The sequence below is a fragment of the Sinorhizobium sp. CB7 genome (genome assembly GCF_041357635.1).
Lineage (GTDB): Bacteria > Pseudomonadota > Alphaproteobacteria > Rhizobiales > Rhizobiaceae > Rhizobium.
In genome coordinates, this window is sequence record NZ_JAULLL010000019.1 from 89,650 (window position 1) to 104,427 (window position 14,778).

The window sequence follows — 14,778 nt, forward strand, 5'->3', positions numbered from 1 at the left end:
TATTTAATTCTAGAGCATCTTTCCGTGTTCAAACGTCTACTTGAACACCGGATGCTCCAGGGGCCCGTCTGGTCCCTTTCGCACAACATAACTGTATTTTCGAATTTGTTCATATAATATTTTAGGGGTAATTCAGACACGAAAAACCCGCCTTGAGTAACCAAGACGGGTTATGTCTGCGCTGCATGCTTTCCCGATTTTGCACAAGACCTTTGTAAAGATCGATCCGTTTCTGGAATATGTGCCGGATCAGGATTCCTCTTTCGGCCGTTCTATGCGAATGACCTGCGGTTCGCCGACGAGGTAGCCCTCCGTCGCGATGGCAGCGACCGCCTTGCGGACAGAATCCTCCATCGTCGCATGTGTCACCAGAATGATCGTCTGGTGATGCGAAGGTGCAAGGTGCTGCTTCGAACGCTGCACGATGGATTCAAGCGAGATATTGTTCTCGGCCATGTGGCTTGCGACATTGGCAAAAACACCGGTGCGGTCGAGAACCGTCAGACGAATGAAATAGCCGCCTTCGTGGCTCTGGATCTGCGCCTTCTTGTATGGCTTCAGCGCGGCAGCAGGATGGCCAAGCACCGGCACGCGTTGCGCTCCCGGCCGGCTCTTGGCGATATCGGCAATATCACCAAGGACAGCGGACGCCGTGGCATTGCCGCCCGCGCCCGGACCGACCATCAGGAGTTCGCCCAGCACATCTGATTCAATCGCCACGGCGTTCGTGACGCCGTCCACCTGCGCGATTACGGATTCGAGCGGCACCATGGTCGGATGGACCCGCTGTTCGATACCGGTCTCGGTGCGCTGGGCAACGCCCAGAAGCTTGATGCGGTAGCCGAGATCAGCGGCCGCGTGAATATCGTCGATCGAGATATTGCTAATGCCTTCCAGATAGATGTCATCGGCAGCGATCTGGTTTCCGAAGGCGAGCGTCGTCAGGATTGCGAGCTTGTGGGCCGTATCGTTACCCTCAATGTCAAAGGTCGGATCGGCTTCGGCGTAGCCGAGGCGCTGCGCCTCCTTCAGGCAGTCGGCGAAGGAGAGCCCCTCCTTCTCCATCCGCGTCAGGATATAATTGCAGGTGCCGTTCATGATGCCGTAGACACGCGAGACCGTGTTGCCCGTCAGCGATTCGCGAAGCGCCTTGATGACGGGAATACCACCGGCGACGGCCGCTTCGAAGTTGAGAAGCGAGCCCTTTTCCTCGGCAATCTGGGCAAGTTCCACGCCATGATAGGCAAGCAGCGCCTTGTTTGCGGTGACTACGTGAAGGCCACGGGCGAGTGCTGCGCGCACCGATGCATTGGCAGCCCCCTCGGCCCCGCCCATGAGCTCGACGAACACGTCGATATCAGCTCCATGGGCCAGGTCGACCGGCCCGCCGAACCATTCGATGCCCGTCAAGTCGATGCTGCGATCCTTGTTGCGGTCGCGCGCCGAAACGGCAACGATTTTGACCGGACGGCCGCAGGTGGCGGTGAGTTCGTCGCTGCGTTGCTGGATGATGCGGACAAGCGATGCACCAACGGTGCCCAAACCCGCAATGCCGATTCTGAGGGCATCTGTCATGAAACAATCCTGAGTGTTTGAGAACGGCAGCCGTGGTCGGCTGCCGCGAATTATCAGCGGTGGGCGTTCAGTGAAATCACGTTGTGCATCGTCTGCTCCGCCGTGGAGAGAAAGCGCTTGAGGTTGCGCGCCGCCTGACGGATCCGATGCTCGTTCTCGACGAGCGCGATGCGAACGTAGTCGTCACCCTGCTCGCCGAAGCCGATACCCGGCGCGACCGCGATATCGGCCTTCTCCACGAGGAGCTTGGAAAACTCCAGCGAGCCGAGGTGGCGGAACTTTTCCGGGATCTTCGCCCAGGCAAACATCGTCGCTGCCGGCGGCGGCACGTCAAAGCCGGCCTTGCCGAAGCTCTCAACCAGCACATCGCGGCGGCGCTTGTAGACGTTGCGGACCTCGGCAATATCCGAGCCGTCACCGTTCAGCGCGTGGGTGGCGGCGACCTGGATCGGCGTAAACGCGCCGTAATCGAGATAGGACTTGACCCGCGTCAAGGCCGCAATCAGCCGCTCGTTGCCGACGGCAAAGCCCATGCGCCAGCCGGGCATGGAAAAGGTCTTCGACATCGAAGTGAACTCGACCGTGACATCGATGGCGCCCGGCACTTCAAGCACCGACGGCGGCGGAAAATCATCGAAATAGATCTCGGAATAGGCAAGATCCGAGAGCACGATGATGTCATGCTTCTTGGCGAAGGCGATGACGTCCTTGTAGAAATCCAGCGTCGCCACATAGGCGGTCGGATTGGACGGGTAGTTCAGGATCAGCGCCAGCGGCTTCGGGATCGAATGCTTGACGGCGCGCTCGAGCGGCGGAAAGAAGTTCTCGTCCGGCTCGACCGGGATCGAACGGATGACGCCGCCGGCCATCAGGAAGCCGAAGGCGTGGATCGGATAGGTCGGATTCGGGCAAAGCACGACATCGCCCGGCGCCGTGATCGCCTGCGCCATGTTGGCGAAGCCTTCCTTAGAGCCAAGCGTTGCGACGACCTGCGTCTCGGGATTGAGTTTGACCCCGAAACGGCGGGCATAATAGGCGGCCTGCGCTCGGCGCAGTCCCGGAATGCCCTTCGAAGAGGAATAGCGGTGCGTGCGCGGATCCTGAACGACTTCGCAGAGCTTGTCCACGATCGCCTTCGGGGTAGGAAGGTCAGGGTTTCCCATGCCGAGATCGATGATATCGGCCCCGCCCGCTCGCGCGCTTGCTTTCAAACGGTTGACCTGTTCGAAAACATAGGGCGGCAAACGCCGGACTTTGTGAAACTCTTCCATCTCATTCCCCGTGGAATAGGCGGTCATTTCGACCATGATGAAGTTCGCTCCGTCTTCGGTCAGCCGCGACACGAACTCCAAAATCGCGGTGCCGTGATCATCTGTCCGAAGCGATGCGGTGAATCTTTGGCGAATCGCCGCAGTTTACGTCTCAGACCAGAGAAATATTCATTCCTTGAGATTTATCAGAACGCTTTGCGTCCAAATCCCCCGAAACGCAAGGCCTATCTGGAGATTTCGGAGAGCGTGTCGGGCCCATGCTGTGTAGCAAGGCGACGCATCTCTTCCATGCGCCGTTGATACTCGGCCTCGGAAATCGTGCCCGCGTGGCGCGCCGCCGTCAAACTGGTCAGCTGGTGCTGCTGATCGGCGGCCTGCTCATCGCTCATCTGCACGTTCGCAGCCGTGAGAGAACCTCCAAATGTCGGATAGCCGTCACGCGACTTCGGCAGCCCCTCCTGCACGGAAGTGGCGGCAGCATTCTGTTGCGTCATGACAACGGCCGTCGGCGCCGCGCGCCGCGCCGCGGCAGCCGCCTTCTCCTGCGGTGTCATTGCGCATCCCGTCAGCACGAGCGCCAAGGCGGCACAGGCCATCGCGCACCGGTTGATTCTTCCGATCCTGTTGTCGCCGTTCATTTCCATGCCCTGACTTCCATATTCGCCCCGCGCTACGACTGTTAAATTTGTCGCAGCGTCAAAGCAATAGCACCCTCAAGCTTCTCTGGAACTTGTATTCTCTTTCGGGCAGGATGTACAAACAGAAAACAAAAGAGTGCTGCCGCCGGAGGAAATCGCATTGACCGACGCCAAGCAGGAGGGCAAGGATCCCGGCAGAAACAAGCATGCCGGTTTTGATCCCGCATCGATGGAGCCCTACCTCGTCAAGGATCCCGAGAAGCTGGCGATGAATTTCGCCCGTGCTCTCGAGAATCTGGGCAAGGCTGCTTCCGCATGGATCGGTCCGCGCGAACGCGGCGAGATCGTGGACACGACCGCCGACCCCATGACCGACATGGTCAAGACACTCTCGAAAGTCACGGAATACTGGATTTCCGACCCACGCCGCACGTTCGAAGCTCAGACGCATCTGCTTTCCAGCTATTTCGGCATCTGGATGCGGACCATGCAGAAGATGAGCGGCGAAAATGCCGCCGCAGATGAGGCTGCAGATCAGAAGGCTGACAAGCGCTTCGCCGACGAGGATTGGCAAAAGAATCCCTTTTTTGATTTTCTGCGGCAGGCCTATCTCGTAACCACGGACTGGGCCGAAAAACTCGTGACCGATACCGAGGGGCTGGACGAGCACACGAAGCACAAGGCATCCTTCTACGTGAAGCAGATCACGGCGGCCCTTTCGCCGGCGAATTTCGTCATGACCAATCCTCAGCTCTACCGGGAGACCGTAGCGACGAGCGGAGAAAATCTCGTTCGCGGCATGAAGATGCTTGCCGAGGATATAGCTGCCGGCGGTGGCGATCTGCGCCTGCGCCAGACGGACATGACGAAATTTGCGATCGGCAAAAACCTCGCAATGACACCGGGCAAGGTGATCGCACAGAACGACATTTGCCAGATCCTTCAATATGAAGCAGCGACGGAAACGGTCCTCAAACGTCCGTTGCTGATTTGTCCACCGTGGATCAACAAATTCTACATTCTCGACCTCAATCCGCAGAAATCCTTCATCAAATGGTGTGTGGACCAGGGCCATACCGTCTTCGTGATATCCTGGGTCAACCCGGACGCACGTCATTCTAAAAAGGACTGGACCGCCTATGCGCGGGAAGGCATCGACTTCGCGCTCGAAACGATAGAGAAGGCGACCGGCGAGAAAGAGGTCAATGCCATCGGCTACTGCATCGGCGGGACGCTGCTTGCGGCGACGCTCGCTCTTCACGCCCAGGAAAAGAACAAACGCATCCGAACCGCCACGCTGTTTACCGCACAGGTGGATTTCACCTATGCGGGCGATCTGAAGGTGTTTGTCGATGAAGACCAGCTTGTTCCGCTCGAAGAGCAGATGAACGCCTTCGGCTATCTCGACGGCTCGAAGATGGCCTCCGCCTTCAACATGCTGCGCGCTTCCGAACTCATCTGGCCCTATTTCGTCAACAACTACCTGAAGGGACAGGAGCCCCTGCCCTTCGACCTGCTCTATTGGAACGCCGATTCGACGCGGATGGCAGCTGCCAATCACTCCTTCTATCTGCGCAACTGCTATCTCAACAACACGCTGAGCCGGGGGCAGATGGTGCTTGACGGCAAGACGATCTCGCTCAAGAACATCAAGATCCCGATCTACAATCTCGCGACCCGCGAGGATCATATCGCGCCAGCGAAATCGGTCTTTCTCGGCAGCAGCTTCTTCGGCGGGCCGGTCGAATTCGTGGTGACAGGCTCGGGCCATATTGCCGGCGTCGTCAATCCACCGGACAGACACAAATACCAGTTCTGGACAGGGGGGCCGGCGAAGGGCGATTACGATCAATGGCTTGTCGGTGCCACGGAGACTGCGGGCTCGTGGTGGCCGCATTGGCATGCGTGGATCGAGGCCCATAGCAACAAACGTGTGCCGAGTCGTATTCCCGGCGGCAACGCGCTCAATGCCCTCGAGGAAGCGCCGGGCTCCTTCGTGATGGAGCGTGCCTGACCGCCTTGAACAGGCGTCAGGCATCAACACGCTTGCCCAGCAAATCGAAAAACACGACAAGCTACCAATGATATTCGAGACACCCCTTGTCCCTGCCCGGCTGATTGCCCGCTACAAACGCTTCCTGTTCGACGCCCAACTGGAGAGCGGCGAAACCATAACCGGCTCATGTCCCAACACCGGATCGATGCGCGGCCTGACGACACCGGGCTCGCGGATATGGCTCTCCACTCATGACAGTCAAAAGCGGAAATATCGGCACGTGCTGGAACTTGTGGAGGCCGATGGCACGACGGTCGGTGTGAACACGGCCATGCCGAACCGCATCGCGGCAGAGGCAATCGCGGCCGGACACGTCGCCGACCTTGCGCATTATGCAACGGTGCGACGGGAACAGAGGTACGGACGCAACTCGCGCATCGACCTGCTGCTCGAAGATCCACTGAAAAAGACCGCCTACGTGGAGGTCAAGAACGTTCACTTCATGCGCCAAGCCGGGCTTGCGGAATTTCCCGACACGGTAACGGCGCGGGGCGCCAAGCACCTGGAAGAACTGGGCGACATGGCGGAAGCCGGCCACCGCGCGATCATGCTGTTTGTCGTTCAGCGGAGCGATTGCCGGTACTTCCGGATATGCGATGATCTCGACCCTTTCTATGCGGCAGCCTTCAAACGGGCGATCGGTCGCGGCGTGGAGGCTTTTGCCCTGACATGTACCATCTCGCCGGACGAAATAGCGCCATGTGCATTGATCCCGATGGAAGAACCCGGCATAGCTATATTATCTACAGACAAGACAATCCCCGCTTAAGGCTGATCCATGGTGAATTATATCGAAGCATCTTCCGCTCCCCTGAAGAATACCGGCGCCATAAGGCTTTACGGAGCGGATGACTTCGAGGGAATGCGCAAGGCCTGTCAGTTGACGGCGCGGTGCCTGGACGAGCTCGCTTCCGTCGTAAAGCCCGGCGTGCCAACCGACGTCATCGATCGTTTCGTCTTCGAGTTCGGCATGGACCACGGAGCCTATCCCGCCACGCTGAACTATCGTGGCTATACGAAATCGACTTGCACGTCGATCAATCATGTCGTCTGCCATGGAATTCCCAATGACAAGCCGCTGCGGGAAGGCGACATCGTCAATATCGACGTGACCTACGTGCTCGACGGCTGGCACGGCGATTCCAGCCGGATGTATCCGGTCGGAAGCGTCAAGCGTTCCGCCGAAAGACTCCTGGAAGTGACCTATGAATCGCTCATGCGCGGCATCGCGGCCGTTCATCCGGGGGCGCGCACGGGCGCGATCGGCGAGGCGATCCAGACATATGCGGAGGCAGAACGCTGCTCCGTCGTCCGCGACTTCTGCGGTCACGGCGTTGGCAGGCTTTTCCATGACTCCCCCAACATCCTGCATTACGGCCGCGCGAACGAGGGGCCGGAACTGCGCGAGGGCATGATCTTCACGATCGAACCGATGATCAATCTCGGGCGGCCGCATGTGAAGGTTCTGGGTGACGGCTGGACGGCAGTGACCAGGGACCGGTCCCTTTCAGCGCAGTACGAGCATACGGTCGGGGTAACGGCGACGGGCTGCGAAATCTTCACCTTGTCGCCGGCAGGGCTTGATCGCCCCGGTCTGCCATCACTCGACCGGTGACGATCCATGGCGAAGAGTCCCGCCCCTCACTTGGACAATGAAGAATCTTCATTAAAGGGAGAGGTTGACGCAGCGGAACGCGATGATGGCGCGCCGATCGACGAGAGGCTTCTTTTCCCCGTAATAGCTGCAAAGGCGGGCGCGCCGCGCAAATCCGCGCAGCTCAACCCGGAGGCTCACTATCACGGCCATCGCGAACGCCTGCGCCAACGGTTCCGCGACAATGGCGATACGGCGCTCGCGGACTACGAAATCCTCGAGCTCCTTCTTTTTCGCCTCATTCCGCGGCGTGATACAAAACCGATCGCCAAGGCCCTGATCGACCGCTTCGGAACGCTTGGGGGCGTCTTCGGCGCGCCGCCAGCGCTGCTTCAGGAGGTCAAAGGCGTCGGCGAATCCGTCGCCGTCGATCTCAAGCTGATTTCATCCGTCGCCCAGCGCATGCTGAAAAGCGAGATCAGAGGCAAACAGGTTCTTTCCTCCTGGTCGTCGGTGATCGCTTATTGCCATGCGGCGATGGCCCATGAAGCCCGGGAGCAATTCCGTATTCTTTTCCTCGACAAGCGCAACGCACTGATCGCAGACGAGGTCCAGGGATATGGTACGGTCGATCACACGCCTGTCTATCCGCGCGAAGTGGTCAAGCGCGCACTCGAGCTTTCGGCGACGGCCATCATTCTGGTGCACAACCATCCTTCCGGCGATCCATCGCCCTCGCGCGCCGACATCGACATGACGCAGACGATCATCTCCACGGCAAAGCCGCTCGGCATTGTCGTCCACGACCACATCATCATCGGCAAGGACGGTCATGCGAGCTTCAAGAGCCTGCGGCTGATGTGAAGTAGCGCCACGAGCCGCGGCTGGTACAGTCCCTGGTGGCACTATGAGAACGAGCCGGAGACGCGCGCGGTTATCGACCTGATCTTGTCCGGTCATTTCTCTCGTAACGAGCCTGCTATTGTCGATGCACTGCGCAACGTACTCCTTGATGGCGGTGACACATACATGCATCTGGCGGATCTCACCTCGTATCTCGAGGCGGCCTGCGCCTTCAATCACTCTATGACAATCCTCAGGCATGGACCCGAAAGGTAGTCCTCAACATCGCCAGCTCTGGCAAGTTTTCCAGCAATCGCACCATCGCCGAATATGCCAACGAGATCTGGAATGTCATGCCCTGTCCCGTGCCATAGAAAAAAATCGCACGGCTCGTCGTCCTTAACCAGCAACATAGTACGGAACAGGTAGATGATCGTACTCGATCTTATTCTTGAGATGATCGGCTATACGACGGCAAGGATCGTGTTGCCCCTCGTCACTTTTGGAAAGATGCGTGTGGAACGCATATCCTCCACCGAGGTCGGCTTCAGCTGGTTCGGATTCAAACGCGCCCCAGACGGCGCCCTGCTCTGCCAAGTTTCAATGGCGGGATGGATTGGATTGATTCCATGGATACTTGCAGTCGCAGTGATCGTAACTGTACCATCCATATTCTGACGGAAAACAAACTGTAACATTGACCCGCTACCTGTTCCCGCGCGACATTTGCCGCGTCGCAACATCGATTCCAATTGACTCATCGGAACTCTTTCAATGCACCAGTACGATCTCGTGGTTGTAGGCAGTGGGCCGGCAGGACGCCGAGGCGCAATCCAGGCCGCCAAGCTCGGCAAGAAGGTCCTCGTCATCGAACAGGGAAAGCGCGTTGGCGGGGTTTCTGTCCATACGGGGACAATTCCGTCGAAGACCCTGCGTGAAACCGCGCTGAACCTTTCCGGCTGGCGGGAGCGCGGCTTTTACGGCCAGGCCTATCGCGTCAAGCAGGAGATCAGCGCGGAAGATCTGCGCCGGCGTCTGCTTATCACGCTCGACCACGAGGTCGAGGTGCTCGAACATCAGTTTGCCCGTAATCGCGTGCAAAGCGTGCGCGGAAAAGCCAGCTTCATCAATCCAACCACGCTGCAGGTGGTCAAGGAAGACGGAGAGACCGTCGAAGTCACCGGAACGAGCATCCTGCTCGCCGTCGGCACGAAGCCATTCCGCCCCGATTACATCCCCTTTGACGGCAAGGTGATCCTCGACAGCGACGAGCTTCTGGAGATGGAGGAACTGCCGCGTTCGATGATCGTCATCGGCGCCGGGGTCATCGGCATCGAATATGCGACGATCTTCAGCGCGCTCGACACCCAAGTGACCGTTGTCGATCCGAAGGCGACGATGCTCGATTTCATCGACCGGGAGATCGTCGAGGATTTCACTTATCAGCTTCGCGACCGGAACATGAAGCTCAGCCTCGGCCAAAAGGCGGATAAGATCGAGAAATTGCCCGACGGCAAGGTCTCGGTCACTCTCGACAACGGGCGCCGCATCACGGCGGAAATGGTTCTCTTCGCCGCCGGGCGCATGGGGGCGACGGATACGCTCAATCTTCCGGTCGTTGGCCTGGAGGCCGATAGCCGCGGACGACTCAAGGTCAATCCGGAAACCTTCCAGACCTCGGTACCGCATATCTTCGCTGCAGGCGACGTCGTCGGCTTTCCAAGCCTCGCCTCGACCTCGATGGAACAGGGCCGCATTGCCGCGCGCGTCGCGATCGGCGCCATCGCCAAGGAACCGCAGAAATACTTTCCCTACGGCATCTATGCCGTTCCGGAAATCTCGACCTGCGGTCTCAGCGAAGAAGAGGTCAAGGAGCGGGGCATCCCCTATGAATGCGGAATCGCCCGCTTCCGCGAGACCTCGCGCGGCCATATCATGGGCTTGGATACCGGCTTGCTGAAGATGATCTTTTCGCTGAAGACGCGTCGCCTACTCGGCGTCCATATTGTCGGCGAAGGCGCGACCGAACTGGTGCATATCGGCCAAGCGGTGCTGAACCTCAAAGGAACCGTCGAATATTTCGTCGAGAACACCTTCAACTATCCGACACTGGCGGAAGCGTACAAGATCGCCGGGCTCGACGCCTGGAACCGTATGGGCGACATCAAGTCGGAACTATGAGAGATCCTGCACCGCGCCGTGCGTCTGAAAAGACGCAAGGCTAAAGCCTGTCGCGTGAAAAGGGATCCACGCGACAAGCTTTAGCCTATTATTTTCATGCATGTCGTTGCCGCAAAACCGCTGCACAGTTTTGCGCGACATGCATTAGACGATATCCGGCCGTCTTTGCTCGAGCAAAGAAAAAGGCCCCGCCACGAACGGCAGGGCCTCGATGGTCTCGAATGAGGGTCGAATTATTCGGCGCTGTCTTCGGAAGCCTTCTTCTTCGGAGCAGCCTTCTTCTTAGGAGCGGCAGCTTCTTCGCCCTCGCCTTCAGCAGCTTCAGCCTTGGCGGCCGCCTTCTTCTTCGGAGCCGCCTTCTTGGTCTCAGCCTTTTCAGCGCCTTCGGCTTCGTCGTCAGCCAGCAGTTCTTCCTTCGTCACGGTCTTGTCGGTAACGTTGACCTCGCCGAGCAGATGGTCGATCACCTTCTCTTCGAAGATCGGGGCGCGCAGCGATGCGGCAGCACCGGGCGTATTGCGGAAGAAGTCCAGGATCTGCTTTTCCTGACCCGGGAACTGGCGGAGTTGCTCATAGAGCGCGCGTTGCATCTCATCTTCGCTTACCTCGATGCCAGCCTTCTCGCCGATTTCGGAGAGAACGAGGCCCAGGCGAACGCGACGCTCGGCAAGCTGGCGATACTCTTCACTCGCCTTCTCTTCCGTGGTGCCTTCATCCTCGAAGGTCTTGCCGGACTGAGCAAGGTCGGTGCCGACCTGGCGCCAGATGTTGCTGTATTCCGCTTCGACCAGCGACGAGGGCGTGTCGAACTTGTACATCTCATCGAGCTGATCGAGGATCTGGCGCTTGACCTTCTGGCGGGTGACCGAACCATATTGCGACTCGATCTGGCCGCGGACGACCTCCTTCAGGCGATCGGCCGATTCGATGCCAAGCTTGGAGGCGAGCTCGTCGTTGATTTCAAGGTCGGCCGGAGCGGCGACATCCTTGACGGTAACGTCGAAGGTCGCTTCCTTGCCGGCAAGGTTCTTGGCCGGATATTCGGCCGGGAATGTCACCGTGATCGTCTTTTCATCGCCAGCCTTGGCGCCGACGAGCTGATCTTCGAAGCCCGGGATGAAACGGCCGGAGCCCAGAACCAGTTCCGCGTTCTGGTCGGTGCCGCCTTCGAAGGCTTCGCCGTCGACCTTGCCGACATAGTCCATCGTTACGCGATCGCCGTCGGCAGCCTTGCCGCTCTTGGTTTCGTAAGTGCGTGCGCTTTCGGCAATGCGCAGCACCTGCTCGTTGATTTCGTCCTCACCGATCTCGGCCACTTCGCGGATGACCTTGATGTCGTTGACCGGCTTCAGCTCGATCGGCGGGATCACTTCATAGGAGACGGTGAACTCGAAATCCGCCTGGGCGGTCAGAATCTTGTCGGCCTCGTCCTTGTCCTCCGTCATGGCGATTTCCGGCTGCGTCGCGGACTTTTCGCCACGGTCGCGCAGAATGGTCGTCGGCTGGTCGCGGACGATTTCATTGACCAGATCGGCCATGATGGACTTGCCATAGACCTTCTTCAGATGCGCGATCGGAACCTTGCCCGGACGGAAGCCGTTGATGCGGATCTTGTCCTTGACATCCACCAGACGCTCATTCATCCGGGTTTCCATGTCCTTGGCCGGGATCACGACCTTGATTTCGCGCTTCAGCCCTTCAGCGAGCGTTTCGATAACCTGCATCTCTTCTACCTCATTTCATGGCGGCCGTGCCCAGGCTGCCATTTGTTTCGATGAGCACGACGCCGGAACAACTTGCCGTGCGCGCCTTACTGCAATTCCTAAGCATTTTGCCAGGCAAAATGGCGCTGATCTCCCGGGTCATCAGGGAAAAATCGCAATCCGATCTCTCCCCGCTATACAGTCCTGGTGCGGGTAGAGAGACTTGAACTCCCACGCCTTGCGGCACCAGAACCTAAATCTGGCGTGTCTACCAATTTCACCATACCCGCATTCGCAGAACCGCATCGCAATGCCTGCGCATGAGGCCTTCCGGAGCGCGGCGTCTCTATATCATCCGTTTCAAACCGCGCAAAGGAAAAATGAACGGCCGATGACAGGGATCTTCGCGCTACAGCGCCGTGCGTCTTATCAGACGCACAAAGGACGCTGTAGCACTTTGTATCGCTGCATGTTTTTATCCTTAAATCGGCTCCGATTTAAGGAAACATGCAGTAGCGGCGCGATCTTCCGTCGGCTAGTAGAGCGGCTCCTCACAAACCGGCTGGCCGTCGAGAAGCAGGCTGCGGATCTGTGCCGAACCGTCCTCAGAAACGCGGGCTGCGATGGACACGCGACCATCGCTGCGGGCCGTTTCCAGCGCCCTGCCCTCACCCTCGGGTACGTAGTAGCGCTCGATGCCATAGTCGACGCGCGCAGTATCGTCGCGCTTCGTCGCGAAATTATAGAATGGCAGGCTGTGCAGGACAATGCTGTCCGGCGCAGGCGGAAGGTCGCCGAACGACGATTCGGCGACGGCCCAGAAGCCGTCATCCTGCTTTCTCAGGCGGACCGACAACACTTCTTCCCCAGGCTGTGCCGGAATTTCGCCTGTCAGCGTGCTGAGCGGTACCGAGGAAATATCGTAGTTCAGAGTGACGTAATCACCGCGCAGCAGATCGCGAGGATCGATGGGGGCGGTCTTGAGGAGTATCTCGGTGCCGTTCCTGAGGACAGCGGCGCGGCTTTCGATCATGTAGCCCAAGATCACCGTCTGCACTGCAGCGACGATGATTGCGCCCAGGAGATAGCGACGCGGACTGCCTTTGGCATTGCCGGTCATCCAGATCATGCCCCTGCCTCCTCTCGTCTCACAGAAAAGCGCCGCTCCATGCGCACGACGACCCAGGCGACAAGTGCGACGAACACGCCGGCACAAAGGAAGAAGCCTGATGTTCCGAGAATAGAGCCGATCGTGACGGAGGCCAGATAAAGAATTTCGGCTGCAAACACAGCATAGGCGAGATACCGGACTGCGCCGTTGTGCTTGCCTTGCAGCGCAATCGCAAGCACGGCGGCAGCAAGCGCGGCAATGGCGAGAACGATCAATCTCCAGCCTTTATCTATTTCCGTGTGAAGAAGGAAAAGGCCGATTGTGCTCAGGAGAAAAGCGTAAAAGGCCGGCGCAGGTCCTACATCCCGCATGAAGCGGCGAACCGAAGGGACGGGCAGACTGACCGCAATGAAGACCAGCATACCGACGACGAAGAAAGCCGCAGCGATCCGCGTGTCCTCATGCAGACTATAAAGCCATGTCAGCCAACCGATCAGCAGAAGATAGGCCAAATGCCGGGCACGCGCGGCATTGATGTAGCGGAGAAGGAGAAGCACGACGCCGGCCATCAAAGGCGCAGCCCAAGGCCCCAGGCCGACCCAGCGGATATCGTATCTCTGCAGGTACACGACGAAAGTCGCCCAGGACAGGAAGCCCGCCAATACGGTCAATGCCTCGGAGCGGAAAAGCAAAGCCGCAAGCACCGCAATGGCGAACCAGACGACCATCATCGTCAGCTCGTCCCCGGTCATATGATACATCTGAGCGACCAGCGATATGGCGGCGCCGAAGCTCAACGTCCCCAGAACCAGGAACGCAGTCGCTACCGCGAACTGGTTGCGTCGCAGAAGAGTAGCTGCGGCAAGATAGAAAGCCCAGATCAGGCCGATGATCCCTGCAACCCGCACAAGCCTCGGTATCGCCTCCCAGTTGGAAGCCACGAGCAACAGAATAGCCGTCGCAACAAGCAGCGCCGCTAGCACCATCAATACGCGGCTCAGGCTGAAACTTGCCGGCCGACTGTCATATTCGGCCAGCAGCGCCTCGGCAGACGCCGCATCCAGCATTCCCTTGCGAACCCAGAGCGTCAGGTCCCGCTCCAACCGGCCGCGATACATTCAGATCTCCCTCACCGCTCGGCACCATTGATCATCGTTATAAACGTCAGCGTCCGGTTCCGAAACGCCCTCCTTTTTCCATCGCTCCACCTGATCCGGCTCTATCGGCATCGGCAAAAACCTCCCACATTAACGCAGCATTTATCATTGTATGTTAGACATATAACACCAAAAGGCAACGCAACCGCCGAGACATGCACATCCCTCATACCTCGCATGAAATTATTGCACTGCAAAAATTAGAGGACCCATACTATCTAATTTTACAGACAAACGCAGGGATGGCAGCCTGCAGCGGCGGTTGCCGATAGCCTCGGGTCACACCGAAACGGAATTCGGAGCAGCATCCTCCTCCTCCCAATGCTGCCCGATCAGACTGACGATCCTCCTCCTCCCAATCGTCAGTCATTTTAAATGACGCCCACCGGATCCTCCCCCGGTGGGCGTTGTTTTTATAGCGGCGACTTAAACGTTTAGGCGCTTGGCTGTCCGGGAATTTCTTGAAAATGCACCGCTGGCTTTGCGGCACAGCCGACCTTCGCAAGGCGTGGAGGATGAAGGCGCCCAGCAAATCGGCAGTCACGCCAACTCTGCCTACTTTCGATAATTGGCGGCACGCAATGGGCACGCTCGCCAGCTCCGCAAGTTGCTTCCTTTTCGACCCAGCCACGTTTTCCCGGCAGATCTG

General features: G+C 58.5%; 12 protein-coding genes, 1 tRNA gene and 1 pseudogene. 7 read left to right on the top strand and 7 right to left on the bottom strand.

The features are described 5' to 3' along the window. Positions 1–249: 249 nt before the first annotated feature. The 3 genes from AAE029_RS28705 to AAE029_RS28715 all read right to left on the bottom strand — a co-directional run bounded on the left by AAE029_RS28705 (position 250) and on the right by AAE029_RS28715 (position 3,490). On the bottom strand, positions 250–1,575 hold the full coding sequence (locus tag AAE029_RS28705; protein WP_371076317.1) for a homoserine dehydrogenase: 1,326 nt from the start codon (positions 1,573–1,575) through the stop codon (positions 250–252). Positions 1,576–1,628: 53 nt separating this feature from the next. After that, positions 1,629–2,846, bottom strand: a complete 1,218-nt coding sequence (locus AAE029_RS28710; RefSeq protein ID WP_371076365.1) for an LL-diaminopimelate aminotransferase — start codon at positions 2,844–2,846, stop codon at positions 1,629–1,631. A gap of 224 nt (positions 2,847–3,070) precedes the next feature. Next, positions 3,071–3,490: a hypothetical protein gene (locus AAE029_RS28715; protein ID WP_371076318.1), complete on the bottom strand. Its 420-nt coding sequence runs from the start codon at positions 3,488–3,490 to the stop codon at positions 3,071–3,073. A 223-nt stretch (positions 3,491–3,713) separates the two neighbouring features. On the opposite strand from AAE029_RS28715, the gene AAE029_RS28720 reads away from it, so the two are divergent. The 7 genes and pseudogenes from AAE029_RS28720 to sthA all read left to right on the top strand — a co-directional run bounded on the left by AAE029_RS28720 (position 3,714) and on the right by sthA (position 10,158). Beyond that, entirely contained in the window at positions 3,714–5,498 is a 1,785-nt protein-coding gene (locus tag AAE029_RS28720; RefSeq protein ID WP_371076366.1) for a PHA/PHB synthase family protein, read from the top strand. Positions 5,499–5,565: 67 nt separating this feature from the next. Further along, the gene (gene sfsA / locus AAE029_RS28725) at positions 5,566–6,309 is read left to right on the top strand and encodes a DNA/RNA nuclease SfsA (protein WP_371076367.1); all 744 of its coding nucleotides are present in this window, start codon (positions 5,566–5,568) and stop codon (positions 6,307–6,309) included. Positions 6,310–6,318: 9 nt separating this feature from the next. Continuing rightward, positions 6,319–7,155 carry a type I methionyl aminopeptidase gene (map, locus tag AAE029_RS28730; protein ID WP_371076319.1) on the top strand — a complete coding sequence of 279 codons (837 nt, stop codon included), beginning with the start codon at positions 6,319–6,321 and terminating at the stop codon, positions 7,153–7,155. A 6-nt stretch (positions 7,156–7,161) separates the two neighbouring features. Further along, positions 7,162–7,998, top strand: coding sequence for a DNA repair protein RadC (gene radC / locus AAE029_RS28735; RefSeq protein ID WP_371076320.1), 837 nt, complete (start codon positions 7,162–7,164; stop codon positions 7,996–7,998). Between the two features lie 24 nt (positions 7,999–8,022). Next, positions 8,023–8,351, top strand: a pseudogene (locus AAE029_RS28740) (glycogen/starch/alpha-glucan phosphorylase); the annotation flags it as partial. Positions 8,352–8,406: 55 nt separating this feature from the next. After that, positions 8,407–8,655 (top strand): hypothetical protein, encoded by a 249-nt coding sequence (locus AAE029_RS28745; protein WP_371076321.1) that lies wholly within the window; start codon positions 8,407–8,409, stop codon positions 8,653–8,655. 96 nt (positions 8,656–8,751) lie between these two features. Then, complete coding sequence (gene sthA, locus AAE029_RS28750) at positions 8,752–10,158, top strand: Si-specific NAD(P)(+) transhydrogenase (RefSeq protein WP_371076322.1); 1,407 nt, start codon at positions 8,752–8,754, stop codon at positions 10,156–10,158. 233 nt (positions 10,159–10,391) lie between these two features. Here sthA and tig read toward each other — a convergent pair whose 3' ends face one another. The 4 genes from tig to AAE029_RS28770 form a co-directional block, all read right to left on the bottom strand. Further along, positions 10,392–11,882: a trigger factor gene (tig, locus tag AAE029_RS28755; RefSeq protein ID WP_371076323.1), complete on the bottom strand. Its 1,491-nt coding sequence runs from the start codon at positions 11,880–11,882 to the stop codon at positions 10,392–10,394. Between the two features lie 184 nt (positions 11,883–12,066). After that, positions 12,067–12,151, bottom strand: a tRNA-Leu gene (locus tag AAE029_RS28760). A gap of 245 nt (positions 12,152–12,396) precedes the next feature. Next, positions 12,397–12,981, bottom strand: a complete 585-nt coding sequence (locus AAE029_RS28765) for a GDYXXLXY domain-containing protein (RefSeq protein WP_371076368.1) — start codon at positions 12,979–12,981, stop codon at positions 12,397–12,399. Between the two features lie 5 nt (positions 12,982–12,986). After that, a complete protein-coding gene (locus AAE029_RS28770) occupies positions 12,987–14,090 on the bottom strand; it encodes a DUF2157 domain-containing protein (RefSeq protein ID WP_371076324.1) in 1,104 nt (367 codons plus the stop codon). Positions 14,091–14,778 lie beyond the last annotated feature (688 nt).

Bases quoted from the DNA above. Each gene is read 5' to 3' on its own strand.
- sthA (WP_371076322.1), top strand. From the start codon at position 8,752: ATGCACCAGTACGATCTCGTGGTTGTAGGCAGTGGGCCGGCAGGACGC.
- AAE029_RS28715 (WP_371076318.1), bottom strand. From the start codon at position 3,490: ATGGAAATGAACGGCGACAACAGGATCGGAAGAATCAACCGGTGCGCG.
- AAE029_RS28705 (WP_371076317.1), bottom strand. From the start codon at position 1,575: ATGACAGATGCCCTCAGAATCGGCATTGCGGGTTTGGGCACCGTTGGT.
- AAE029_RS28710 (WP_371076365.1), bottom strand. From the start codon at position 2,846: ATGGAAGAGTTTCACAAAGTCCGGCGTTTGCCGCCCTATGTTTTCGAA.
- tig (WP_371076323.1), bottom strand. From the start codon at position 11,882: ATGCAGGTTATCGAAACGCTCGCTGAAGGGCTGAAGCGCGAAATCAAG.
- AAE029_RS28770 (WP_371076324.1), bottom strand. From the start codon at position 14,090: ATGTATCGCGGCCGGTTGGAGCGGGACCTGACGCTCTGGGTTCGCAAG.
- AAE029_RS28765 (WP_371076368.1), bottom strand. From the start codon at position 12,981: ATGACCGGCAATGCCAAAGGCAGTCCGCGTCGCTATCTCCTGGGCGCA.
- sfsA (WP_371076367.1), top strand. From the start codon at position 5,566: ATGATATTCGAGACACCCCTTGTCCCTGCCCGGCTGATTGCCCGCTAC.
- map (WP_371076319.1), top strand. From the start codon at position 6,319: ATGGTGAATTATATCGAAGCATCTTCCGCTCCCCTGAAGAATACCGGC.
- AAE029_RS28720 (WP_371076366.1), top strand. From the start codon at position 3,714: ATGGAGCCCTACCTCGTCAAGGATCCCGAGAAGCTGGCGATGAATTTC.
- radC (WP_371076320.1), top strand. From the start codon at position 7,162: ATGGCGAAGAGTCCCGCCCCTCACTTGGACAATGAAGAATCTTCATTA.
- AAE029_RS28745 (WP_371076321.1), top strand. From the start codon at position 8,407: ATGATCGTACTCGATCTTATTCTTGAGATGATCGGCTATACGACGGCA.